The following is a 24,722-nucleotide window of genomic DNA, read 5'->3' on the forward strand; positions in this document are numbered from 1 at the left end:
GGGAGTGATCGAGATGACTGAGAACGTGACCTGGCTGACACCGGAGTCGCACGAGAGGCTTACGAGCGAACTCGCCGCGCTCATCGCCAACCGTCCGGTCATCGCGGCCGAAATCAACGAGCGTCGTGAAGAAGGCGATCTCAAGGAGAACGGTGGCTACCACGCCGCGCGTGAGGAGCAGGGTCAGCAGGAGGCGCGCATTCGCCAGCTGCAGGAACTGCTGAACAACGCCAAGGTGGGCGTGGCCCCGTCGCAGTCCGGGATCGCGCTGCCCGGCTCCGTCGTCAAGGTGTACTACGACGGCGACGAGAGCGACACCGAGACCTTCCTCATCGCTACCCGCGAAGAGGGCCTGGGGTCCGCGGACCTGGAGACCTACTCCCCCAACTCCCCGTTGGGTGGCGCGCTGATCGATGCCAAGGTCGGCGAGACTCGCGAATACACCCTTCCCAACGGCAGCACCATGAAGGTGACCCTCGTATCGGCTGAGCCCTACCACAGCTAGCCCGCCTCTCCGCGACTTCAGCGGGCGGCAGAGTGCCGTAGACACTTTCGCATCCGTGCCGGCGGTCCGGAGACAACCGATTCTGGGCGTCCCCGGGGAGTTACCCCGACCTTGCGAAATCAGTGGCCGCGATCCGAACGAAAACGCGGCGCTGCACCAACCCTGGTGCAGCGCCGCGTTTTTCGGCATATCAGGCCAGTGCCTGTTCGATGTCGGCGAGCAGGTCACCGATGTCTTCGATGCCGACCGAGAGGCGGACCAGGTCGGCCGGGACCTCGAGGGCGGAGCCCGCGGTGGAGGCGTGGGTCATGGCGCCCGGGTGCTCGATGAGGGATTCGACGCCGCCGAGGGATTCGGCCAGGGTGAAGATCTTGGTGCGGGCGCAGAAGTCGAGCGCCGCTTCCTTGCCGCCGTGCACGCGGACCGAGATCATGCCGCCGAAGCGCTTCATCTGCTTCTGGGCGACGGTGTGGCCCGGGTGCTCGGGCAGGCCGGGGTAGATGACCTCGGCGATCTTCGGGTGGTTGGACAGGAACTCGGCGATGGTCTCGGCGTTGTCGCAGTGCCGATCCATGCGGACCGCGAGGGTCTTGATGCCGCGCATGGTGAGGAACGCGTCCATCGGCCCGGGCACCGCGCCCGCGCCGTTCTGCAGGAACGCGAACTTGGCGTCCAGCTCCTGATCGTTGGTGATGAGCGCGCCGCCGACCACGTCGGAATGCCCGCCCAGGTACTTGGTGGTCGAGTGGATCACGATGTCCGCGCCCAGCTGCAACGGCTGCTGCAGGTACGGCGAGGCGAAGGTGTTGTCCACCACCAGCTTCGCGCCGCCGGCGTGCGCCACCGCCGCCAGCGCGGCGATATCGCCGATGTTCAGCAACGGATTGGTGGGCGTCTCGATCCAGACCAGCTTGGTGTTCGGCTTCATGACCGCCGCCACCGCGTCCGGATCCGACACCGCGGCCACGTCGTAGGTGATCCCCCACTGGGTGAACACCTTGTCGATCAACCGGAAGGTGCCGCCGTAGGCATCGTTCGGAATGACCAGGTGATCGCCGGGCCGCAGGTTCGCCCGCAGCGCACAGTCGGTGGCCGCCATCCCGGACGCGAACGCCCGCCCGTAGGTGCCCGACTCCAGCGCCGCCAGATTGGCTTCGAGCGCCGTCCGCGTCGGATTACCGGTGCGCGCGTACTCGTACCCGCCGCGCATCCCGCCCACGCCGTCCTGGGCGAAGGTCGAGCTGGCATAGATCGGCACGTTCACCGCACCGGTCTGGGGGTCCGGATCGAACCCGGCATGCACGGCCCGCGTGGAGAAACCCAGCTGATCACTCATGGCCCCAGCCTAGGTCGCGCAGAATTCGCGCCCGCTCCGGGGCGGGTTCTATCAGATCGCGAGCGGACTAAACAGGCAAACGGCCTGATTTCCGGCGCAGACACGGGCGAACCCGCCGGAATGTCTCGTATCGGCGCTCCGCCGTGTCTCCCGCAGGCGGGGCCGGTGGGCGGCGGGTGCGGCGGAGAGTGTCTCGAGGGTGCGCCGGAAGGTGTCTCGGGGAGCGGCTTATTCGCAGGTGGGAACCGGGGTGGGGCGGGATTGTGAGGGGGGCTCGGCGGTTCTAGGGTGGGGCGCATGGTGACCGTTGACGAACTCTTCGCTATCGATTCGCTGCTGGACGACGAGGAGCGGCAGATCCGCGCTACCGTGCGGGATTTCGCGGCCGAGCGGTTGCGGCCGCATATCGCGGAATGGTTCGAGGCGGGGACGTTCCCGGTGCGGGAGCTGGCGCCGGAACTCGGCAAGCTCGGGCTGCTGGGCATGCATCTCGAGGGCTACGGATGCGCGGGCACCTCGGCCACCGCGTACGGGCTGGCCTGCCTGGAGCTCGAAGCGGTGGATTCCGGTGTGCGGAGCCTGGTTTCGGTACAGGGATCGCTCGCCATGACGGCGATTCACAAGTACGGGTCGGAGGAGCAGAAGCAGCGGTGGCTGCCGGGCATGGCGGCCGGGCAGGTGATCGGATGCTTCGGGCTGACCGAACCCGACTTCGGGTCCAATCCGGGCGGCATGCGGACCCGGGCGCGGCGCGACGGGGACGACTGGATTCTGGACGGGTCCAAGATGTGGATCACCAACGGGTCGGTGGCCGATGTCGCGATCGTCTGGGCGCAGTCGCGCGAAGGCGAACGGGATGTGGTGCGCGGGTTCGTGGTGCCCACGGACACACCGGGATTCAGCGCGCGGGAGATGAAGCACAAGCTGTCGCTGCGGGCCTCGCTCACCGCCGAGCTGTCCCTCGACGGAGTCCGGCTGCCCGCCGACGCGCAGTTGCCGCAGGCGCGCGGGCTGGCCTCGCCGCTGGGCTGCCTGTCCGAGGCGCGGTTCGGCATCGTGTTCGGCGCGCTCGGCGCGGCCCGCGACTGCCTTTCCGCCGCAATCGATTACGCCCGCACCCGGGAGGTGTTCGACAAGCCGCTCGCCGCCTACCAGCTGACCCAGGCCAAGCTGGCCGATATGGCCCTCGAACTCGGCAAGGGACAGTTGCTGGCGCTGCACCTGGGCCGGCTCAAGGACCGGCACGCGGTCACCAACGAGCAGATCAGCGCGGGCAAGCTGAACAGCACCCGCGAGGCCATCGCCATCGCGCGCGAATGCCGGACCATTCTCGGCGCGAACGGCATCACCCTGGAATACCCGGTGCTGCGGCATGCCAACAACCTGGAATCCGTGCTCACCTACGAGGGCACCGCGGAGGTGCATCAGCTGGTGCTCGGCGAGGCTTTGACCGGTTCCAAAGCCTTCCGCTGAACCACATTCCGGACGTTCGGGGAGCAACTGCGCGATATCTCACAGCCCCATCCGAGAATGCTCCCCGATTGCTAGCATGACGGCGTGTTTTTGCCCGGCTCCGCCCTGCTCGTCGTCTCGGCGCGTAAGACCCTGAACCGACTGCAGCGCACGCACGGAGCCCCGGCCATGCTGGCCGCCCGCGAACTCCCCGGTGTGTGTGCCGCGGTGGATCAGCACGCCGCCGCGGTCCGCGACATCCTGGAGCTCGGGGTGGAGAACTCGGCCACCGTGCCGGTGAGCGTGCTGCTCGCCGGATACGCGCGCGGACTCCTGGAAGACCTGCGCGAATCCGGCATCGGACTGCCGATCGTGCCGGAGGACTGGCAGCACGCCGACTGGGTGCACCTGCGCCTGGCGGGCGTCTGCGCCCTGGCGCGCGGCGACTGAACACCTGGACAGACGAGAACGGCCCGCGCACTACGAGTGCGCGGGCCGTTCGCATATTCACTTGCGCGTCAACGCATTCCGGAATCATCTTCCGGGTCGTAGCCGCTCCGGCCGGGCTGACCCGGCATCTGACCGCCCGGCATGGGCTGCTGCTGCGCTCCATAGCCACCCTGCCGGCCATAGTTCTGCGCACCGTAGTCCTGTTGCCCGTACCGCTGCTGGCCGTAGCCCTGCTGGCCGTAACCTTGCTGCCCCGCACCGGGAGCGGTGCCGACGGGTTGCTCGGCCCACTTGCCGGGCGGCATCTGCTGACCGCCGCTCATGCCCTGCTGCATCATGGCCTGCTGCTGCCGCGCCGCCTCGCGCGCCCGGGCGGCATCCTCGCGGCCCCGCTGGTACGCCTGCGCGTGACCCTTGAGCTCCGGCATCTCGCCTTCGACATTGTTCAGCCAGCGATCCCAGCGCTGCTGCATGGGCCGGATGAGCCCGCCGCCGAACCCGACGATCACCACGCCGGCGATGGTCGCCAGCACCGTCACGAGAATCGGCATGGTCACCGAGGTGCCGACGCCGATCTGGTTCAGCGCCGCGATAATGCCTATGCCCCAGATGAATACGGCCGCGATGCGCCCGAGCATGGCGCCGTACTCCAGGCCCGAGAGCATGTTCGCGATCATGTCCATGACCACCTTGGCGATCGCGCCCGCGATGCACACGATGACCAGTGCGACGGCCAGCCGCGGCAGCCAGGCCACGATCCCGTTCAGCATGGTGCTCACCGGATTCGGCCCGAAGACGCCGAAGCCGAGCTGCAGGGTGATCAGCAGGATCGCGTAGTAGGCGAGCCGCGCCATGATCTGCGTCGCGTCGTAGCGCGAGTTCGCCAGCATGTCCTTGATGCCGCCGCGCTCCACCAGCCGGTCGAAGCCGACCCGGTGCAGCACTCGAACCACCAGGCGCTCAATGATTTTCGCCACGAACCAGCCGATGAGGAGAATGGCCAGGAACCCGACGAATTTCGGTACGAACGTGGCCACCGAACTCCACGCGTCCGACAACCCCTGCTGGATATCGATAGCCAAACTCGAGGTGTACATGGGTACCCCGTTCCTCGTCGCTATCCGGCCCCGGCCGGATGCCGGGACTTGCTCCAAGGGCGGTTATACCCCCAGTTGATCTTCGCAATACGTTGTTTGCGAAAAAGTTGCCGAAAAGGATGCCTACGATTTGCCGATCGGCTCCCGAACGACGAAAACGCCGGAGCCCTCCCCTCATCGGGGGGCTCCGGCGTGCTCGCGATCAGCCGGGCGACCGGCAGGAATCGAGCAGCGGGATCAGTACGCGCTGTTGACGTTGTCCATCGAGCCGTAGCGGTGGGCGGCGTAGTTGCAGGCCGCCACGATGTTCGCGACCGGATCCCAGACATTGAACTCGGTGCCGGGCACGTGGTACGCCGCGAAGGTCGGGTCGATCACCTGCAGCAGACCCTTGGACGGGATGCCCATGGCCGCATTGGAGTCGTAGAGGTTGATGGCCTGCGGGTTGCCGCTCGACTCGCGCAGGATGTTGCGCATGATGCCGTCGTAGCTGCCCGGAATGTTGTTGGCGGCCATGATGTCCAGCGCGTGCCGGATCCAGCCGTCGAGGTTGTCGGCGTAGACCGGGGCCGGCGGCAGCGGCGCGGGGGCCGGCGCGGCGACCTCGGGGGCCGGCATGGGCGCGGGGGCCGGGGCGGGAGCGGCGTCGAGCTTGCCCGGGGCGGCCTGCATGGCGGGAGCGGTCGCTGCGAGGGTTTCCTTCAGCGCGACGGGCTCGACCTCACCCTGCGCGGAGCCCGCGGCGGTGATGATGGATCCGAAGACCCCGAGGGCCAGGGCGGCGGTGCCGGCGGTACGGGCGGCGGCAACCACCTTGCTACGTCTGGCGGGGCATTTCAGAGCGGTCATAGGATTCGTGGGCATGGCGAAGTGGGATTCCTGTTCGGTTTCGGCCTCGCTGGGCCTCGAGTGGCAGCACGCGGCCACGCGAGCACCCATGGGGGTGCTCACCACGCACTACCGGTGTTTGTTATTTCTGTTGTGAGACCCGTTACGGGCCAGGGAAATCGACGCTGAAATGGAGGTCAGCGGTGTCAGCGACGGCCGCTCGGGCCGAGGTGCCTCATCGCACCGTTGTCGTGATCACGTTCCGCATGTTTTCGACATCTCCTTGCGCCTAGCAGACTTGTGGTCTGTTTCCGACAAGGTCACAGCTTGATTGCGCTAGATGAACACAGCCTGAACCAAACATGAACAGACGGTGAACCGGTCCGGGTGGCAACCTCGGGACCTGCATTAATACAAGCGCTGACCAGGTGATTCAATTCAAACCACAGAGTGTTTCAGATCACAGATAAATTTAGTCCCGATATTGCGATAAAGCATGAATCGCACCATTTGTCGGCGTTTCGCGTGCCATTCGGCGAACTTTCGGCGACCTTCCGGACGCCAATCACCGGCCGATCACGAACGCATTCACCACCGTCAACGCCATGCACGCGCGCACACCGCGGATTAGGGTCGATCCATGGCATCCATCCGGGTCACCGAGGTGCTGGCGGCTCTTTCGCTCACCACCGATCTCGCGACCGGAATGCCGTTCGAGAAGGGCCTGTCGGTATGCCTGGTGGCCGATGCCGTGGCCGGACAACTCGGCCTGGACGAGCCCGATCGGCGCGTGGTGTTCCACGCCGCCCTGCTCGGCGCGGTCGGGTGCACCAGCCGGGCCTCGGAGAACGCCGCGTCCTACGCCGACGACATCGCCTTCCAGCAGGCGTATCACACCCTCGACCCGGGTGATCCGGGCGTTTTCGCCGATCAGATGCGCGACTTCGGATCCTGGTCGCCGCTGACCCAGGCCGCTATGCGTGACCGTTTCGTGACCCAGGCGCCACAGGGAGCGCCGATCGCGGTCCGATCGGTCTGCGAGGTCAGCCGGGCGCTGGGACCGCGCCTGGGGCTGCCCGAGGCGGCCGTACGCGCACTCACCGAGGTCAAGGAGCGCTGGGACGGTCTGGGCGCGCCCGACCGGCTGTCCGGCGAGGACCTGTCGCTGCCCGGCCGCATCCTGCATCTGGCCGAACAGGCGGTGCTGGCGCTCGGCACCCGGGACCGCGTGGCCGCCGTGACCGAATTGCGGCGGCGCGCGGGCGGGCATCTGGATCCGGATCTGGTGGCGGCGTTCGCGGCGGAACCGGACGCGGTCTGGAGCGTGCTGGATCAGCCCGATCTGCTCACCGCCGTGGTGGCGGCCGAACCCGGATTGCCCACCGTCATCCGGCCCGAGGACCGCGACCACCTGTGCACCGCCATGGCCGTGATCGTCGACCTGAAAGGCCGTTACCTGCTTGGACATTCGGGCCACGTAGCCGAATTGTCGAATGCCGCAGCCGAATTGGCGGGGATGAACGCCACCGATCGCGCCGCCCTGCGCGCCGCCGCGCTGCTGCACGACATCGGGCGGGCGGCGGTCTCCAGCGCGGTCTGGGATCGCCCCGGGCCGCTCGGCCCCGGCGACTGGGAAAGGGTTCGGCTACACTGCTATTGGACCGATCGCATCCTGCGCCGCTGCCCCAGCCTGACCGATCTGGCCGAGGTCGCCTCCGGGCATCACGAACGCCTCGACGGCAGCGGCTACCACCGCGGCGTGCGAGTGCACGATCTCTCGCAGTCGGCCCGGCTGCTCGCCGCCGCCGACGTCTTCGCCGCCATGACCGAACCGCGCCCGCACCGGCCCGCCCACAAACCCAGCGAGGCCGCCGCGCACCTGTCCGCCGAAGCCGCGGCGGGCCGGCTCGATCGCGAGGCCTGCGCCGCGGTGGTGGAGGCGGCGGGCCTGCGCCCGGCGCGCACCGAATATCCGTGCGGCCTGACCGAACGCGAGGTGGACGTGCTGCGCCTGGCCGCCCGCGGCCTCTCCAATCGCCAGATCGCGGCCGACCTGGTGGTGTCCGAGCGCACCGTCGGCCACCATCTGGCCCACATCTACGACAAGACCGGCCGCCGCACCCGGGCCGGCGCGGCCGTGTTCGCCATGGAGTACGGGCTGCTGCCCGGCTGAGCTGCGGCGTTCACCGACCGGGCCGGAGGCGGCGCCGGGGCTCGTAGGCTGGAAAGGGCAATCCGTTCGGCAAACCCATCCGCGCGCACGGAAGGATCACTCATGGGTGAGATCGAGAACGCGCTGAACAAGCTCATCGCGCACGCACAGACGGAGCTGGCGGTCCGGCACCGCCGCGATCGGGAGCAGGCCCACCCAGGCGACGGCCGCAGCCGGTCCAAACTGGTGATCAATGCCGACCAGCTCGACCAGGCCGCGCGCGAAGTACTGCGCCTGCACGAGCGGGAAATGCCGAACCTGCGCACCGGATAGGCCGATCGACCGAGGTGAGCGGACCGGCTCCCGGGATCCGCGCTACCGCAAGCCGATCCGCTTCACACCGGGGTGGGCACGGGTGGCGCTGCGGCGGTTCCGGAACTGCGGCTTCGCGCATCGAAACGGCGGATGGCGCGCATGAGCAGCGGCAGCAACGCCATCATCAGCAGCAGGCGGATGGTCTGCACGCTGGTGATGAGGGGCAGGTTGGCGTTCATCTTGTCGGCGGTGGCCAGCACCGCGTTGATGCCGCCGGGGGTGGTGGCCAGATACAGGTCCGACATCTCCAGGTCGACGAGATAGGCCAGGCCCAATGCGAGCGCTGCCACCAGGCCGGACAGGGCCAGTACCGCCGTCATCATGGCGGGGATCATGCGCGCCATCTCCCGCACCACCTCGCGGGTGAAGCGGGTGCCGACCTCGAAACCGACCAGAACGAAAAGCAGGTCCTTGAACAGGTGGGTCGGCGCGTAGCCGTGGCTGATGCCCGCGGCGGTGAGGATCGCGGTCAGCAGCATCGGGCCCAGGAGCGCGGCATTCGGCAGGCCGATGCGGCGACCGGCCCAGGTTCCGATGAGGCACAACATGATTGCGGTGGACAGGCCCGCGACCTGATCGCCGCGGCCGACGATCATCCAGAACGGCAGGTCCGGATCGGTGACCGCGCCGCCGAGCGTGACCGGGCCGTAGGAGATGCCCTCCGCGTCGTCGAGAATCGCGGCGACGGCGGGCGCGCTCAGGGCGACCAGCGCGACCCGAAGGTATTGCATGAACGCCACCCGGCGTGGATCGGCGTCCAATTCCTCGGCGGCCGAGACCACCGCGGCCGAGCCGCCGGCCAGCAGGCCCAGCGTCGAGGTCGGGACGTCCACCTTGGCGGCGCGCGCGAAAACCAGTGCGACACCGACGCTCAGCAGTACGGTCGCGGCCGTCACCACGAGCACGGGGATGAGCGCGAGGCCCAGCGTGGTCAGCAGCGAGATCTGCAGGTAGCTGCCCATGACCACGCCCAGCATGCCCTGCACGGCCGTATTCACCTGGCGCGGTAGCGGTTCCGGCAGCCGCCCGGTCATGGCCAGGCCCGCGCCCACCACGATGGCGAGGATCATCTGCGGCGCGGGGAATCCGATGCGATCCAGCAGCGCCGCGCCGCCCAGTACGGCGGCCGCGAGAGCCACCCAGGCGACCGCGTGTCTCGGCTTCATACGAAACGATCCTGCTCGCCGACCGTTAACGGTCAGTAACGCCGCAGTTATCGCGACGCTCCGGTTCGATGTGATCTCCGATGCACCCGAATTACCTTGTGAATCAGGGTAAATCACAGCCCTGGAATTAGAACGCCCGCCGGACCGGGGTGGCGGTCACGGCGGGCGGCAATTGTGCGGCGCGTTACCCCAGCGCGCCGGTGGACAGGAAGCCCAGCAGATCGTGCCGGGTGATCACGCCGACCGGCTTGCCGTCTTCGACCACCATGAGGGCGTCGGTCTCTTCGAGCGACTTGCGGGCGGCCGAGAGCGGTTCGCCGGAACCGATCAGCGGGAAGCCCGGGCTCATGTGCTTGGAGACCGGATCGGTCAGCTGCGCGCGGCCCTCGAAAACGGCTGACAGCAAATCGCGTTCGGTCACGCTGCCCGCGACCTCGCCCGCCATGATCGGCGGCTCGGCGCCGACCACCGGCATCTGCGAGACGTTGTACTCGCGCAGGATCTCGATGGCGTCGCGCAGGGTTTCCGACGGGTGGGTGTGCACCAGATCGGGCAGGCTGCCGGACTTGCCGCGCAGGATCTCCCCGACCAGCGGTTCGGCGTGGGTGCCGTCCTGCTTGAGGAAGCCGTAGGACTGCATCCACTGATCGTTGAAGATCTTGGACAGGTAGCCGCGGCCGCCGTCCGGAAGCAGCACCACCACAACGGCATCCGGATCGCGCTCGGCGACCTTGAGCGCCGCCACCACGGCCATACCGCAGGAGCCGCCGACCAGCAGGCCCTCCTCACGGGCCAGGCGGCGGGTCATCTCGAAGGAGTCGGCATCGGAGACGGCGATGATCTCGTCGGGGATGGCCGGGTCGTAAGCGGTCGGCCAGAAATCCTCGCCGACACCCTCGACCAGGTACGGGCGACCGGTGCCGCCGGAGTACACCGAGCCTTCCGGATCCGCGCCGATGATCTTGACCTTGCCGCCCGAGATCTCCTTCAGGTAGCGGCCGGTGCCGGTGATGGTGCCACCGGTGCCCACGCCCGCCACGAAATGCGTGATCTTGCCTTCGGTATCGCGCCAGATCTCCGGACCGGTGGTCTCGTAGTGCGATTCCGGGCCGCCCGGGTTGGAGTACTGGTTCGGCTTCCACGCGCCCGGGATCTCGCGCACGAGACGATCGGAGACGTTGTAGTAGCTCTGCGGATCCTCCGGCGCGACGGCGGTCGGGCACACCACGACCTCGGCGCCGTACGCACGCAGCACGTTCCGCTTGTCCTCGCTGACCTTGTCCGGGCAGACGAACACGCACTTGTAGCCGCGCTGCTGCGCGACCAGGGCCAGACCAACGCCGGTGTTACCGGAGGTCGGCTCGACGATCGTGCCGCCGGGCTTCAGCAGCCCGTCCTGCTCGGCGGCGTCGATCATCTTGACGGCGATGCGGTCCTTGGAACTGCCGCCGGGATTGAGGTACTCGACCTTCGCGGCCACCAGTCCCGAGTCCGGACCCACCACGGAGTTCAGGCGAACGAGCGGGGTGTTTCCGATCAGATCGACGACATGGTTAGCGATGCGCATACCCATCATCGTTGCAGAAAGGAGATCCGGGCCTTCGCGCACGTCGGGGATATCACGGTCGCGGGAAACTAGCATCGGCCGCATGCGGACGCCGAAACGGGTTGCCACCGGCCTGCTGCTCGCCTGCCTCGCCGGTGCGGGGCCGATCTTGCCGGCTCCGGCGGCGCAGGCCCGGAGCATCGAATTCCCGCAAGTCACTTCGCTGTTCCGGGACGCGCTGTGCTTCGGGCGCATCCGGTCCTGGGTGGAAACCGACCCGGTCTACGCGGGCCGGGCGATCTTCAATATCCAGGCGCTGCCCATCACCGGGTTCGGCGAGGGGCCATACAATTTCGCGCCGCTCTGCGAGACCGTCACCACCATGGCGTGGCGGAATACCGGCACCGGCGCGGCCGGCGAATTCCGGGTGACCGTGGTGGCCGGGATCTACGGGAGCATCCAGTACGCGCTGTTCCAGGACACCGGGCCGGGCCGCGTCGAGGTCAATGTCTTCACCGATATGCCCGGCACGCCGCAACGCGGGTCCTTCGAAGTGCCCGCGCCCGTTGCCGCGCCGGCCGATCCGCACCCCGCGCTGCCCGCGCCGGACGAGCCTGAACTCGACGATTAGCGCCGCTCGCGCGCGGGGCAGTGATGTATCTCCCAGTTCATCCACTGGGATACCGGCATACCGGATGTTTGGCCCGGATCACGCTCGTCGTAAATTCGATGGAGGTTCCACCCCCGCAATTAAGGAGTCCTCATGGCTGAGGCCGTCATCGTTTCGTACGCCCGCTCGCCCATCGGCCGCGCAGGCAAGGGTTCCCTGGTGAGCATGCGCCCGGACGACCTCGCCGCGCAGATGGTGCAGGCCGCCCTGGACAAGGTCCCCGGGCTCGCCGTCTCCGACATCGACGACCTGCACCTGGGCTGCGGCCAGCCCGCCGGTGAGGCCGGTTTCAATATGGCGCGCGCCGTGGCCGTGCAGCTCGGCTACGACTACCTGCCGGGCGTCACCGTCAACCGGTACTGCTCCTCCTCGCTGCAGACCACCCGGATGGCCTTCCACGCCATCAAGGCGGGCGAGGGTGACGTGTTCATCTCCGCCGGCGTCGAGACCGTCTCGCGCTTCCCCAAGGGCACCGCCGACGGCTGGCCGGACTCGCACAACCTGCGTTTCGCCGATGCCGAGGCCCGCACCAAGGAGACCGCGGCCAGCAACGCCACCTGGACCGACCCGCGCGAGAACGACCTGCTCCCGGACGTTTACATCGCGATGGGCCAGACCGCCGAGAACGTCGCCACCTACACCGGCATCTCGCGTGAGGACCAGGACCACTGGGGCGTGCGCTCGCAGCAGCGCGCCGAGGAGGCCATCAAGGCCGGGTTCTTCGAGCGCGAGATCACCCCGGTGACCCTGCCCGACGGCACCATCGTCACCACCGACGACGGGCCGCGCGCCGGCACCACCTACGAGAAGATCTCGCAGCTGAAGCCGGTGTTCCGCGAGAACGGCACCATCACCGCCGGTAACGCCTGTCCGCTGAACGACGGTGCGGCCGCGCTGGTCGTCATGAGCGACACCAAGGCCAAGGCGCTGGGGCTGACCCCCCTCGCCCGCATCGTGGCCACCGGTGTTTCCGGGCTGTCGCCGGAGATCATGGGCCTGGGTCCGATCGAGGCCGTGCGCAACACGCTGAAGACCGCGGGCATGAGCATCAACGACCTGGATCTGTACGAGATCAACGAGGCGTTCGCGGTGCAGGTGCTGGGTTCGGCTCGGGAGCTGGGCATGGACCACGACAAGCTGAACGTGTCCGGCGGCGCCATCGCGCTGGGCCACCCGTTCGGTATGACCGGTGCGCGCATCACCGCCACGCTGATCAACAACCTGCAGACCCACGACAAGCAGTTCGGTCTGGAGACCATGTGCGTCGGCGGCGGCCAGGGCATGGCGATGATCATCGAGCGTCTGAGCTGACCGCCTCTCCGCGACTTCAGCGGACGGTGAGAGCCGGGAGACCACCGTTGCGGCCTGCCGGTTGAGAGCCGGACCGGCTTCTGGGCGTACCCCAGGAGTTACCCGGAGCCTCACGAAATCAGTTGGACGGCTCCCCATCTAAAGATGGGGAGCCGTTCTTCGTTATTATCTGGCAGGTAATCGACTTCGTTCCCGGGGCGGGGAAGTATCAAGGGCAACAACGAAGTACCTCTTCAGGAGCTCGAAATGCCCGGATACGCCATCGCTCATCTGCACGACGTGAACGTCAACGCCGACATCGTCGAATACCTCGAGCGCATCGAGAGCACCTTCGAGCCGTACGGCGGAAAGTTCATCGTCCACGGCGGGCGGCAGACCATCAAGGAGGGTCCGGCCAACTCGAACGTGGTGGTCGTCGAATTCCCCAGCTACAAGGAAGCTTTGGAGTGGTACGACTCCCCCGCCTACCAGGCGATCCTGCCGTTGCGCACGGAGAACTCGGTCGGCGTCGCCGTCATCGCCGAGGACTGCGGCGAGGACCACGTGTCCACCGATGTGCTGAAGGGGGTGACCGCCTAACGACGGAAGCTGCTCCGATCGATTGGCTACGGAGCCGGGCGGGTACCTGGTGGGCCCGCCCCGCTCGCCGACCGGCAACTATCGCGGCGATGTCAATGTTGCTGCGAACAGCTGATTTTCATCCCGTGTCCAGAACCCAGCTATCGCCCAGCTGATCTAGTCTCGGCAGGTGCTGAGAATCCGGGTGAGCTGTCCCGTGGAATCGACCGCGCGGGTCCTGAGCCTGCTCGCCGCCGACTCCGGCGTCACCCGCGTCAGCCTGACCGCGGGCGGCAGCGTCACCCCGCCGGGCGATCTGGTCGAAGCCGATGTGGCGCGCACGGCCGCCGACGACGTGTTCGACGGACTGATCGCGCTCGGCGTGACCCGCACCGGCGCGCTCACCTTTCAACCCGCCGAGTATCAGGTCGCCGCGCGGCTACCGCGGTCCGGTGCGGACGACGATGCCCTGGTCTGGCAGGAGACCCTGCAAAAGGCGTGGCGCGGAGCCGAACCCGGGCCGGTCTATCTGACGCTGCTCACCATCGCTTTGCTGCTGGCGGTCGTCGGCGTGGCCACCGCCTCACCGATCACCATTGTCGGAGCCATGGTCGTCGGCCCCGAATACGGTCCGCTGGCCGCCATCGCGGTCGGGCTGGTGCGGCGCGAACGCAAACTGACCCGCCGCGGACTGCTGGCGCTGGCCGTGGGTTTCCCGCTCGCCATGCTGATCACGGCGGCGGCCACCTGGGTGTGGATCCGCCTCGGCTGGATCGATGTCGGCGGGGTCGACAATGCCCGCCAATTCGACTTCATCTACGAAGTCGGCCCGTTCTCCCTGGTGGTGGCGCTGCTCGCGGGCGCGGCCGGCATGCTCGCCCAGATCACCGCCCGCTCTTCGGCTCTCGTGGGCGTGTTCATCTCCGTCACCACGGTGCCCGCGGCAGGACTGGCGGTAGCGGCCGCCTTCGCCGGAATATGGCATGTCACGGCCACCTCACTGATTCAGTTGGCGGTCAACCTGATCGGCATCGTGGTCGCGGGCGTGGTGGTGCTGGCCATCCGGCCCGGCACCGAACGCGAAGGCGGACCGCTCACCCGCATCCGCCGCCGGCACGCGCGGACGAGGTCAGGACCGCACGGCGGCAATGCCTTTGGCCAGTAGCGGGAACAGCAGCACCGTGGTGGCGCCCGCTGCCACCAGGATCGACGCCAATTGCGGGCTCATCAGCTCGGCCGCGGTGGCGACCTGGGTGACGGCCACGATGATCGGCAGCCCGGTGGCGGCGTAGAGCGCCAGCTGCACCCGGTCCTGCCGCTCGGTCAGATTCTCGCCGTGCGGGACGAACCGCTCGCTGATCCACACCGGCAGGCCCCGCGCGAGCGCGATGGCGGCCACGAACACCACCCAGGCCAGCGGATCGTCCGCCACGGCGCGCGGGTCGATGCCCATCCCCGACACCACGAAGAAGACCGGGATGAACAGGCCGAATCCGATGGTCTCCAAGGCGGATTCGAGTTCCGGATGCTCCTCGGCGATCAGGAAGCGCAGGATGAGGCCCGCGGCGAAGGCGCCCAGCACCACGTCCAGGTCGAACACTTCGGCCACGGCCATCAGCACGAGCAGCAGCAACAGCACCACCCGCACCGGCAATTGCTCGGTGCCGCCGGCGAGTTCGCCAATCAGCCGCTCCACGCCCGGCACCCGGTCCAGCAGCCGCCGCGGCACCCACGCCACGATCAGCGCGGCGATCCCGAACAGGGCCAGCACGATCACCGCGGCGGTGACGCTGCGGGTGGTGAGCAGCACCGACATGGCGACGACCGGACCCAGCTCGCCGACCGCGCCGTGCGCCAATACCGCGCGCCCCAGCGGCTGTTCGAGCAGCCCGTCCTGTTTCAGAATCGGCAGCAGGGTGCCGAGCGCGGTCGAAGTGAGCGCGATGGCGACCGCGATCTGCGCGGTGAACCCGGCGTCCCCGGCGGCGACCATCACCAAACCCAATGCCAGCGCCAGCGATACCAGCCAGGTCACCCACGCCACCCGGCCCGGCTTACCGCCCAGCAGTTTCGGATCCAGCTCGTACCCCGCCAGCAGGAACAACATCCCCAGCCCGAGCTCACTGAGCAGATCCACCCCGCCCTCGGACCCCGCCCACCCGATCCCGTGCGGCCCCAGCAACATCCCGCACACCAGCAGGATCACCACACTGGGCACATACCCGCGCAACACCCGCGCGACCAGCGGCGCGGCCACCGCCACCACCGAAATCCAGCACAGCGAGGTGATCGCCGAGGGCGCGACGGCCGCGGCGGCCTGGACCGAGGACACCATCACCCGATCCTCACACGCGACATGCCCACGCCCCGGCCAGGACACGGACCGATCGCGCGGCGCGGTCACACAACAGCTGCGGGATGGGAAGGGAAGAGTTTGGGTCGGGACGGTCCCGGGTCACGACAGGTCCGGGCCGAGGTCCGGGCCGGGACGGGTCGACAGGTCCGGGCCGGGACTGGTCGACAGGGCCGGGACGGGACGGGCCCGGGTCTCGACGGGCCCGAAACAGAAGGGCGGGCACCGAATACGGTGCCCGCCCTTGGAAATCGGGGGTTCGGGGGCTGGCCCCCGAATGGGGTCCGGGGCTTTGCCCCGCTACCCCCTCCCAGCCGCGAAGCGGCTTACTACCGGTCCTGGAAGTACGACAGCAGTCGCAGGATCTCGACGTACAGCCACACCAGCGTCACGGTGAGGCCGAAGGCAACGCCCCACGCCGCCTTCTCCGGCGCCTGCGCGCGGATCAGCTGATCGGCGGCGTCGAAGTCCAGCAGGAAGCTGAACGCCGCGATACCGATCACCACGAGGCTGAAGATGATCGACAGCGTGCCGCCGTCACGCAGCCCGAGCCCGCCGCTGGTGAAGAAGCTGGCGACCAGGTTGCCGAGCATGAGCACCAGGATGCCGATCATGGCGGCCACGATCATGCGGGTGAAGCGCGGAGTGACCCGGATCGCGCCGGTCTTGTAAACCACCAGCATGCCGAAGAACACGCCGAAGGTGCCGAGCACCGCCTGCGCGATCAGCCCGGATCCGCCGGCCCCGCCGAACTGGATATTGGTGAACATGAACGACAGCGCACCGAGGAACAGGCCCTCGAAGGCCGCGTAGCTCAGCACGATCGCCGGGTTGTCCTGCTTGCGGCCGAAGCTCGCGACCATGGCCAGCGCGAAACCGGCCAGGCCGCCGACGATCACGAACAGCGAGGCGAGGTTGTTGTTGGCGGCGGTCAGCGCGTAGGAGATGATCGCGGCGACGGTCACCACACCGAGCGTGATGCCGGTCTTGGTGACCACATCGTCGATGGTCATCGGGCGGGTGGTCGGCACCGCGGGCTGGTAGCCCTGCGGCGGGTAGCCCGGCTGCTGGCCGTACTGGTGAGCGAACTGTCCGGCTCCAGCGGCCGCAGAGCCGAAGCCGGCGTAACCGCCGCCCTGCTGTTGCTGCTGCGTCAGGTTCCGGAAAACCGGGTTGGATGTGGAGCGCACAGTGCGTCCCTTTCTGGAGTCGCGGCGCACGTCGGTCGTGGCGCGGGTTCTGTCTCGTCCAACGAGCCGGGCATGTGTCTAGTTCCCGGATCAGACCAACCGGACTTTACCCGACCTTTACCAGGGGTGCCGAGATGTTGTCGCGCCTGCGGCACAAAAGCAGGAGATTCGGGGGCAAGCCCCCGAACCCCCTGGTCGGCAGAGATCGGGTCGAGCCCGCCGCCGGTCACCCGAGTTGCGACATGACCCGGTCGGCGATGAGGGCGAGGTGATCAAGGTCTCCGAGATCGAGGATCTGGAGGTAGATGCGGGTGGTGCCGGTGGTTTCGGCGTAGTGGGCGATCTTGGCTACCACTTCGTCGGGGGTGCCGGCCAGGCCGTTGGTCTTCAGTTCGTCTACTTCGCGGCCGATGGCGGCAGCGCGGCGGGCGATTTCGGCGTCGGTGGCGCCGACGCAGGCGACCAGGGCGTTGGAGAAGGTGATCTCCTCCGGGGCGCGGCCGATGTCCTTGGCGGCGCGGCGGACTCGCTCGAACTGCTCGGCGGAGGCTTCGGCGGATTGGAAGGGGACGTTGAATTCGGTGGCGTAGCGCGCCGCGAGGCGCGGGGTGCGCTTGGCGCCCATGCCGCCGATGATCACGGGGATGCGGGGCTGGTGCGGCTTGGGGAGCGCCGGGGAGTCGGTGAGGGTGTAGTGAGCGCCGTTGTGGGAGAAGGTTTCTCCGGCGGGAGTGGACCACAGGCCGGTGAGGATGGCGAGCTGTTCCTCGTAGCGGGGGAACTTGTCGGCGGGGAAGGGAATGCCGTACGCGGTGTGCTCGGCTTCGTACCAGCCTGCGCCGAGCCCGAATTCGACGCGGCCCGCGGACATATTGTCGACCTGAGCGACCTGGATGGCGAGCACGCCGGGGTGCCGGAAGGTGGCGGCGGTGACCAGGGTGCCCAGGCGAATGCGGGAGGTCTCGCGGGCCAGGCCGGCCAGGGTGATCCAGGCGTCGGTCGGGCCGGGCAGGCCGTCGGCGTCACCCATGGCCAGGTAGTGGTCGGAGCGGAAGAACGCGTCGTAGCCGAGGTCTTCGGAGGCCTTGGCCACGCGGAGGAGGGTGTCGTAGCTCGCGCCCTGCTGCGGTTCGGTGAAAATGCGCAGATCGATTCGTCCCATGACCAATATTGTGCTGGTCGGTCGCTCAATGGTTTCGGCCGCCCTGTTCCGGACGGCCGCCACTCATTCCCGGACGTCGTGCAGCCCGCGCACCGAACGCGTCACCGTGAATTTCCGATTCCGGCCCATCACATCGGTTTTCCCGACCATGCGCTCCATGACGCCGCGGTAATTCAAATGCGTGTTGTAAACCGTCCACAGTTCCCCGCCGGGCCGCAGCACCCGCCCCGCCTGCTGGAACATCTTGATGGCCGATCCGGTGTGCACCGCCGCCCCGACATGGAACGGCGGATTGCACAGCACCAGATCCGCGCTGTTGTCGGGCGCGCCGGACATGGCGTCGTCGCGCAGCACGGTGACCCGGTCGGCGACGGCATTGAGCTCGGCGGTAGCCCGTGTCGAGGCCACCGCCGCCGCGGACTGGTCGGTCGCGGTCACCCGGATGCCCGGCCGGGACTGCGCCAGCGCCACCGCGAGAATGCCGGTCCCGCAACCCAAGTCGATGGCGTCCCGGGCATCGGGCTTCATCCGTTTCAGGTAGTCGAGCAGGAATCGCGTCCCGATATCCAGCCGCGGCCCGGAGAACGCGGCCCCGTGCGCCACCACCTCGAGCTCCCGATCGTCCAGTTTGTTCCGCATCGGAAACCGCGGCTCCCCCACCGGTTTCGGCTCGGTAGCCAGCAGGATGCGCGACTTCTGCCGTCCCCGGCTGGCCCGCACCGATCCGAAGGATTCGGCCAGCACCTCGTTCATCGCCGGGGTCAGGTACTTGTCCCGCCCGCCCGCGAACACCTCCACGTCGGGAGCGGCGAAACGCGCGATCGCATCGGCGGTTTCGGCGAGTCCGGAGAGCGCGCGCGGCAGGCGCCACAGCACCACCCGCACGTCCTCGAGCAGCCCGCGTCCCAGCTCGTGCACGCCGTAGCGATCCGTCAGCCCGGCCGCGCGCGCATTGTTGGCCAGCGCCAATTCGCCGGTGAGCAGGTCCTGGTGCACCCGCACCCCGTGCAGGTCGTGCGCGGCGACGGTGCCCAGGGTGAGCGCCCCGTAGCCGTCGTCGATCACCGCCACCCGGCCGTCGCCGGCGGCGGCCAGGGAATCGGCGGCCACATCGAGCAGCAGTCGATCGGCGGCATCCACCGCGTAGAGGTTCACCGCCTCCACGTCGGGATACCGCCGCAATCGTCCGAACAACTCCTCGACCTCAACCACACCTACAGTGTGCTAGATCATTGCCGCCGCGTCGCATTCGGCCGGGTTAAATGCGAAAGGCAACCTATTCGACCCCGGTGTTATTCTGCGGGCCCGCAATTCACATGCTGATCTTGCTTTTCGCCGAATACTCGAAATTCACCGGGGCGCGCGGCGCGGCATCATGGCCGAGGCCCCGATCATGACGGCGGCCATCACCGCCACGCCGATGAAGACCAGGTGCACCGCGTCCGACAGCGCCTCGGGCGCGGGATGGTCGGTATTGCCGATGCGGGAGTTGACCATCGCGCCGAAGACCGCGACGCCGACCGAACTGCCCAGGTTGCGGGCGAACATATTGGTCGAGGTGACCACGCCGCGCTCGGACCATTCGGCGCTGTCCTGGGCGGCGATCAGGGTGGGACTCGCGACCAGGCCCATCCCGGTGCCGACGATGAAACACCCGAAGGCCACCTGTAGGAGCGTGCTGTGCGCGCCGACCAGCAGCAGCGAGGCCGCGCCGACGGTGGCCAGGGTGCTGCCGATCAGCGCGGTGTAGCGGAATCCGATGCGCAGGTACACCTTTCCGGACTGCGAGGCCGACAGCGGCCAGCCCAGGGTGAGCGCGCCGACGGTGAGCCCGGCGATCAGCGCGCTGGTGCCGAGCACGCCCTGGGCGAAAGTCGGTACGTACGAGGTCAATCCGAGCAGCACCGCGCCGACCAGCAGCGACACCAGCGAGCTGGCGACCAGGATGCGCCGGGTGAAAACCCACAGCGGCAGAATCGGATTCACCGCGCGCCGTTCGACCAGGCCGAAGATCACCAGCACCAGCGCGCCGCCCGCGAACAGCCCCAGGCTGATCGGCGAGGTCCACGACCAGGCCTGGCCGCCCTCCAGCAGCGCGAGGATCAGCCCGCCCGCGCCGACCGTCAGCAGCGCCGCCCCGAGATAGTCGATGCGATGGCTCTGCCGCGGCGCGACCTCGGTGAACTTGCGCACGATCATCCAGGCGGCGAGCGCGGCCAGCGGCAGGTTGACCAGGAAAATCCAACGCCAGCTGAGGTATTCGGAGAACACGCCGCCCAGCAGCGGCCCGAGCACCGAGGAGGTGGCCCAGACCGCGGCCAGGTACGCCTGCACCTTGGCGCGTTCGGCGAGGGTGTAGATATCGCCGGCGATGGTGATGGACATGGGCCCGACCGCGCCCGCGCCGATGCCCTGCACCGCCCGGAAGGCGATGAGCGCGGGCATGCTGGTGGCGAGCCCGCAGAGCAGCGAACCGAGGGCGAAGACCGCGATGCCGAACAGCATGACGGGTTTGCGCCCGAGCATGTCGGCGAGCTTGCCGTAGATCGGGACGGTAACCGCCTGCGCCAGTAGGTAAATGCTGAACAGCCACGGGAACTGCGAGAACCCGCCGAGCTGATCGGTGATGGTGAGCACGGCGGTGGCGATGATCGTGGAGTCCAGCGCCACCAGCGAGGTAGCCAGCATCAGCGCCGCGAGCATCGGCCCGCGCTCCGACCGCAGCCCGATCGACGCCCCCACTTCCGTGTCCGTCACCGGCAAACCCTTTCGTTAGCCCAACTCACTAAGTGAATCGAACACCACCCACGGTCCGCTATTCCATTTCCCCTGAAAAAGAAGGCAAGGCCGGGTCGCCGCAGTAGCGGCGACCCGGCCGGGCAGGAGGGCAAGAGGCTCCGCCAACGCCTACACCACCGGACGTCGCCGCTGCGGCAGCAGCACCGGGTAGAACTCCACCAACACCACCGGAGAATGCCGCCGCAAAACGCACTGCCGAGGCAGGAATTCCGCCGCAACGGCACCACCAGGCGAGAACTCCGCCGCAGCCGCACCACCGGCCGGAACCCCGCCAACACCACCGGACAATGCCGCCGCAACCGCACCGCCGAGGCAGGAATTCCGCCGCGGCCGCACCACCAGGCTGGAACCCCGCCAACGTCACAACTGCGGCGAATGTCCCACGTTCGCACGGCGTCGGGGGGCTCGGTTGCTTACAGTCCGGCGACCAGTTCGCGGAGTACCGGGAGGCTTACCGAGCCGGAGCCCAGCACCACGTCGTGGAAGTTCTTGATGTCGAAAGCGTTTCCGAGGCGGGCGGTGGCGGCGGCGCGCTGGCGGCGGATTTCCAGCTGGCCGACCTTGTAGGCGACGGCCTGGCCGGGCATGGCGATGTAGCGGTCCACCTCGATCCGGATCTCCTCCAGGCCGACGGGAGCGTTCGCGACCATGAAGTCGATGGCCTGCTGGCGGGACCAGCCCTTGGCGTGCAGGCCGGTGTCCACCACCAGGCGGCAGGAGCGCCAGGAGTCGGCGGCGAGCATGCCGATGCGGGTGAGATCGTCGGCGTACAAACCCATTTCGTCGGCCAGCCGCTCGGTGTAGAGAGCCCAGCCTTCCACGAAAGCGGTGTTGGAGAAGGACATGCGCTGGAAGCGAGGCAGTTGTTCCAGCTCGTTGGCGATGGTCAACTGGAGGTGATGCCCCGGGATCGCCTCGTGGTAGGCCACCGCGGCGGTCTCGTAGCGGTTCTTGCCCTTCGGCTCGTGCAGGCTGACGTAATACGCGCCCGGCCGGGACCCATCGGCCGCGGGCGGGAAGTAGTAGGCGGCAGGCGCGTCGGCGGCCAGGAACTCCGGCACCGGCAGAATGTCGCAGGACTGCTTCGGGAGCCGACCGAACCAGTTTCCCATTTCCGCCTGTGCCGCAGCGAGATACCGACGCGCGTCGGCCATGATCTCCTCGCCGTCGGCATAGCGCAGCGTAGGGTCCTCGCGCAGCCGGGTGAAGATCTCCCCGAGCTCGGTCCGCCCGAACAACCGCCCGCCGACCTCGGCGTATTCACTGCGCAACCCCTCGAGTTCATCGAGCCCGAGCTGATGGATCTGCTCCGCGCCCAGATCCGGCAGGGTGGTGTGATGCCGCAGCAGCCGCTGGTAGACGTCCGCGCCGTCGTCACCCAGCCAGCACAGCCCGGGCTGGTCGTCGGGGCGCGCGGCGGGCAGCAGTTCCTCGGCGAGGGCAGTCCGGTACGCGGCGAAGGCCGGGCGGATGACATCCCGGGTCACCTCGGAAAGGTCAGCGCGCCAGGCCTTTTCACCGTCCCAGTCCGCCGGCCCCGGAAACGTGACGAACGGATCCGCGGCGACATCCGACCCCAGGTACCCGTCGAGCTGATTGAGCGAACGTTCGATGGTGATCCGCGCCGGCCGCCGCCCCGCCGCCAGCCCGGCCCGGAACCGCGCGACGGCCTGCTCCATCAACGCCCTGAACTGCCGATACCGCTGCACCAGCTGCTCGGCGTGCACCGGCTCCGGCGCGTTCAACTGCGGCGCCATGGTCAGCATCCCGGCATGCACCCCGGTCATCTGGTCCGACGCCATCTCCACCGGCCGCCATTCCAGATGCGATGCGGCGGAAGCGAGTTCGGTCCGCAACAGGCTCCGGGTGATCCGGTCCTGCGCGTCGAGCCGTTCCGGATCCAGCGCGTCCACCTCGGCCAGCAGCCCCCGCCAGGTGCTCAGCAGCCGCTGCTCTGCATCCTCCGACAGGTCTTCGATGCGATCGTCGAAACGCCTGTCCCCCAACAGCGTTGCCTCACTGGGCGCGGACTCCAGCATGGCGTCCCAGTATCGATCCGCGAGAGAGATGAGTTCGTCGTGCGCTGTGTTCAATTTGTCCTCCGCTTCGCTACGGACCGGGTTCGCGGCCTTTATGTCTCATTCTTCCCTCCCTCCGCTCCTCCGCTTCGCTCCCCCGCTCCACTCAGTCCAGAACGAGACGGCCGCGAACCATCATGAACCTCGATCACCGAAGATCTCGGCCGAGAACATCAGCGCCGGGCCGGAACCGGAATTCGCATGAGGTCTTCCGCGACCACGATCTCCCCGTCGAACTGCGCGCGGGCATCGGCCAGATGCTGGTCCAGGGTGCGGTAGCGCTGCGAGAAGTGGGTGAGCACGAGCAGCCGCGCGCCCGCCTTGGCCGCCACCGAGGCCGCCTGCCCGGCGGTGAGATGCCCGTATTCGACGGCGAGTTCCTCGTCGGCATCGCTGAAAGTGGCCTCGATGACCAGCATGTCCACGTTCTGCGCCAGGTCGTACACGCCGTCGCAGAGCCGGGTGTCCATGATGAACGCGAAGCTCTGTCCGGGCCGGGGTTCGCTGACCTCGTCGAGAGTGATTACCCGCCCGTCGATTTCGACTCGGCCGTCCCGCTGCAGCTTGCCCACCACCGGCCCGGCCAGCCCCAGTTCGCGCAGCCGTTCCGGAATGAATCGAATGCCGTCGGGTTCGTCGAGCCGGTAGCCGAACGCTTCGACGGGATGCGACAGCCGCGCCGCCCGCAGGCTGAAATCGGCTCCGGGCGCAGGCAGTTCACCGTTCTCGGTGATCGGATGCGGCAGCAATTCGACCCGGCGATTGTGCGCGGAGGAGTCGACCAGCCGTTCGTAGAAGATCTCCCCCGAGGCCGGGAAATACACGTCGACCGGATGCAGGGCCCCATCCAGATTGATGCGCCCGAGCACGCCCGGCAGCCCGAAACAGTGGTCGCCGTGGAAATGCGTGATCCCGATCCGGGTGATCCCGCTGGCCGCCACGCCGGCGAAACTCATCTGCCGCTGGGTGCCCTCACCCGGATCGAAGAGGAGACCCTCCCGATCCCAGCGCAGCAGATAACCATTGTGATTGCGCTGCTTGGTCGGTACTTGGCTGGCTGTCCCGAGGATGACCAGTTCGCGCTGTGACACGGCCGCCAGGCTACCGCCCGGTCGGCCGATCCTCGCGGCGGCGCAGCCCGGGCGCGTCACCGCCGATACCAGGCAGGGGTATCGAAACAGCGGACGGCACGACCACTAGACTGGCCCCGTGGTCGAACAGCAGGCACGTGACACCCGGTATATCCGGGCGTTCGGGCTGTTCACCCTCCTGGCCGGGATCGTGGCGATGCACGCCGTGGTCTTCGGCATGTCGCACGCCGAGTCCGGTCATTCCGGCGGCTCCCACGCGGCGGTGACGGTCGCTGCCGTGCCCCAAGAGCACGCCGCCATGCCGCAGGAGCACGCCGCGACCACCATGCCCGGCTGCGGCGGCGACTGCGACAGCGGGCACGCCGGTATGCACGGCTGCCTGTTCGTCCTCGCGGCCCTGCTGCTCGGACTGGGCTTGGCCCTGCTCGGCTGGGTCGGTCTACGCGACCGGGAAACCACCACCGCGCGGGTGCGCCGGCCGCGCGCGCACCGTGCCCGTCCCCCACCCTGGACGGTGCTCACCCTGGCCGATTTGGCGATTCTGCGGATCTGATGGGCCGCCGCTGCCGCGTATCCCCTACGCGGACGCGGGTTTTCGCATGC

Annotated in this window: 22 protein-coding genes; 10 read left to right on the forward strand and 12 right to left on the reverse strand. The window is 68.2% G+C overall.

Annotation, left to right across the window (positions count from 1 at the left end):
• The first annotated feature begins 13 nt into the window (after positions 1–13).
• On the forward strand, positions 14–505 hold the full coding sequence (greA, locus tag LTV02_RS21900; RefSeq protein ID WP_067710748.1) for a transcription elongation factor GreA: 492 nt from the start codon (positions 14–16) through the stop codon (positions 503–505).
• A 190-nt stretch (positions 506–695) separates the two neighbouring features.
• On the opposite strand, the gene LTV02_RS21905 is transcribed toward greA, so the two are convergent.
• Positions 696–1,841: a cystathionine gamma-synthase gene (locus tag LTV02_RS21905; protein WP_067710651.1), complete on the reverse strand. Its 1,146-nt coding sequence runs from the start codon at positions 1,839–1,841 to the stop codon at positions 696–698.
• A 297-nt stretch (positions 1,842–2,138) separates the two neighbouring features.
• Between LTV02_RS21905 and LTV02_RS21910 the strand changes: the two genes are divergently transcribed.
• Entirely contained in the window at positions 2,139–3,314 is a 1,176-nt protein-coding gene (locus LTV02_RS21910; protein WP_233033406.1) for an acyl-CoA dehydrogenase family protein, read from the forward strand.
• An 84-nt stretch (positions 3,315–3,398) separates the two neighbouring features.
• Complete coding sequence (locus tag LTV02_RS21915) at positions 3,399–3,743, forward strand: DUF6401 family natural product biosynthesis protein (RefSeq protein WP_067710649.1); 345 nt, start codon at positions 3,399–3,401, stop codon at positions 3,741–3,743.
• A gap of 68 nt (positions 3,744–3,811) precedes the next feature.
• Here the strand turns inward: LTV02_RS21915 and LTV02_RS21920 are convergent, their stop codons facing one another.
• A complete protein-coding gene (locus LTV02_RS21920; protein ID WP_233033408.1) occupies positions 3,812–4,840 on the reverse strand; it encodes a mechanosensitive ion channel family protein in 1,029 nt (342 codons plus the stop codon).
• 237 nt (positions 4,841–5,077) lie between these two features.
• A complete protein-coding gene (locus LTV02_RS21925) occupies positions 5,078–5,704 on the reverse strand; it encodes a transglycosylase SLT domain-containing protein (protein WP_233033410.1) in 627 nt (208 codons plus the stop codon).
• Between the two features lie 604 nt (positions 5,705–6,308).
• On the opposite strand from LTV02_RS21925, the gene LTV02_RS21930 reads away from it, so the two are divergent.
• A complete protein-coding gene (locus tag LTV02_RS21930; protein WP_233033418.1) occupies positions 6,309–7,841 on the forward strand; it encodes an HD domain-containing phosphohydrolase in 1,533 nt (510 codons plus the stop codon).
• 102 nt (positions 7,842–7,943) lie between these two features.
• Positions 7,944–8,153 carry a hypothetical protein gene (locus LTV02_RS21935; protein ID WP_233033419.1) on the forward strand — a complete coding sequence of 70 codons (210 nt, stop codon included), beginning with the start codon at positions 7,944–7,946 and terminating at the stop codon, positions 8,151–8,153.
• A gap of 62 nt (positions 8,154–8,215) precedes the next feature.
• On the opposite strand, the gene LTV02_RS21940 is transcribed toward LTV02_RS21935, so the two are convergent.
• Complete coding sequence (locus tag LTV02_RS21940; RefSeq protein WP_233033422.1) at positions 8,216–9,361, reverse strand: AbrB family transcriptional regulator; 1,146 nt, start codon at positions 9,359–9,361, stop codon at positions 8,216–8,218.
• Between the two features lie 184 nt (positions 9,362–9,545).
• The gene (locus LTV02_RS21945; RefSeq protein WP_233033424.1) at positions 9,546–10,928 is read right to left on the reverse strand and encodes a cystathionine beta-synthase; all 1,383 of its coding nucleotides are present in this window, start codon (positions 10,926–10,928) and stop codon (positions 9,546–9,548) included.
• 82 nt (positions 10,929–11,010) lie between these two features.
• Here LTV02_RS21945 and LTV02_RS21950 point away from each other — a divergent pair, with 82 nt between their 5' ends.
• From LTV02_RS21950 to LTV02_RS21965, 4 genes are all read left to right on the forward strand, one after another.
• A complete protein-coding gene (locus tag LTV02_RS21950; protein ID WP_233033426.1) occupies positions 11,011–11,538 on the forward strand; it encodes a hypothetical protein in 528 nt (175 codons plus the stop codon).
• 132 nt (positions 11,539–11,670) lie between these two features.
• Positions 11,671–12,888, forward strand: a complete 1,218-nt coding sequence (locus LTV02_RS21955; protein WP_067710642.1) for an acetyl-CoA C-acetyltransferase — start codon at positions 11,671–11,673, stop codon at positions 12,886–12,888.
• A gap of 246 nt (positions 12,889–13,134) precedes the next feature.
• Complete coding sequence (locus LTV02_RS21960) at positions 13,135–13,467, forward strand: DUF1330 domain-containing protein (RefSeq protein ID WP_067710641.1); 333 nt, start codon at positions 13,135–13,137, stop codon at positions 13,465–13,467.
• Between the two features lie 169 nt (positions 13,468–13,636).
• Positions 13,637–14,611 carry a DUF389 domain-containing protein gene (locus tag LTV02_RS21965; protein WP_233033428.1) on the forward strand — a complete coding sequence of 325 codons (975 nt, stop codon included), beginning with the start codon at positions 13,637–13,639 and terminating at the stop codon, positions 14,609–14,611.
• Here the strand turns inward: LTV02_RS21965 and LTV02_RS21970 are convergent.
• The 7 genes from LTV02_RS21970 to LTV02_RS22000 form a co-directional block, all read right to left on the reverse strand.
• Complete coding sequence (locus tag LTV02_RS21970; RefSeq protein WP_233033430.1) at positions 14,576–15,781, reverse strand: cation:proton antiporter; 1,206 nt, start codon at positions 15,779–15,781, stop codon at positions 14,576–14,578. The two genes, LTV02_RS21965 and LTV02_RS21970, sit on opposite strands and share 36 nt — an antisense overlap.
• Positions 15,782–16,128: 347 nt before the next feature.
• Positions 16,129–16,989 carry a Bax inhibitor-1/YccA family protein gene (locus LTV02_RS21975; RefSeq protein WP_067710638.1) on the reverse strand — a complete coding sequence of 287 codons (861 nt, stop codon included), beginning with the start codon at positions 16,987–16,989 and terminating at the stop codon, positions 16,129–16,131.
• 226 nt (positions 16,990–17,215) lie between these two features.
• Positions 17,216–18,142, reverse strand: coding sequence for an LLM class F420-dependent oxidoreductase (locus tag LTV02_RS21980; RefSeq protein ID WP_233041661.1), 927 nt, complete (start codon positions 18,140–18,142; stop codon positions 17,216–17,218).
• A gap of 72 nt (positions 18,143–18,214) precedes the next feature.
• Positions 18,215–19,363 carry a class I SAM-dependent methyltransferase gene (locus tag LTV02_RS21985; protein WP_233033432.1) on the reverse strand — a complete coding sequence of 383 codons (1,149 nt, stop codon included), beginning with the start codon at positions 19,361–19,363 and terminating at the stop codon, positions 18,215–18,217.
• 138 nt (positions 19,364–19,501) lie between these two features.
• Positions 19,502–20,854 carry an MDR family MFS transporter gene (locus LTV02_RS21990; RefSeq protein WP_233041662.1) on the reverse strand — a complete coding sequence of 451 codons (1,353 nt, stop codon included), beginning with the start codon at positions 20,852–20,854 and terminating at the stop codon, positions 19,502–19,504.
• Positions 20,855–21,363: 509 nt separating this feature from the next.
• On the reverse strand, positions 21,364–23,043 hold the full coding sequence (locus LTV02_RS21995; RefSeq protein ID WP_233033434.1) for a DUF885 domain-containing protein: 1,680 nt from the start codon (positions 23,041–23,043) through the stop codon (positions 21,364–21,366).
• A gap of 158 nt (positions 23,044–23,201) precedes the next feature.
• Positions 23,202–24,119: a ribonuclease Z gene (locus LTV02_RS22000; protein ID WP_233033435.1), complete on the reverse strand. Its 918-nt coding sequence runs from the start codon at positions 24,117–24,119 to the stop codon at positions 23,202–23,204.
• A 118-nt stretch (positions 24,120–24,237) separates the two neighbouring features.
• On the opposite strand from LTV02_RS22000, the gene LTV02_RS22005 reads away from it, so the two are divergent.
• Positions 24,238–24,672, forward strand: a complete 435-nt coding sequence (locus LTV02_RS22005; RefSeq protein WP_233033437.1) for a DUF6153 family protein — start codon at positions 24,238–24,240, stop codon at positions 24,670–24,672.
• The last annotated feature ends 50 nt before the right edge of the window (positions 24,673–24,722 follow it).

Origin of the sequence: Nocardia yamanashiensis (assembly GCF_021183565.1) — a bacterium.
In the GTDB taxonomy this organism is placed as follows: domain Bacteria; phylum Actinomycetota; class Actinomycetes; order Mycobacteriales; family Mycobacteriaceae; genus Nocardia; species Nocardia yamanashiensis.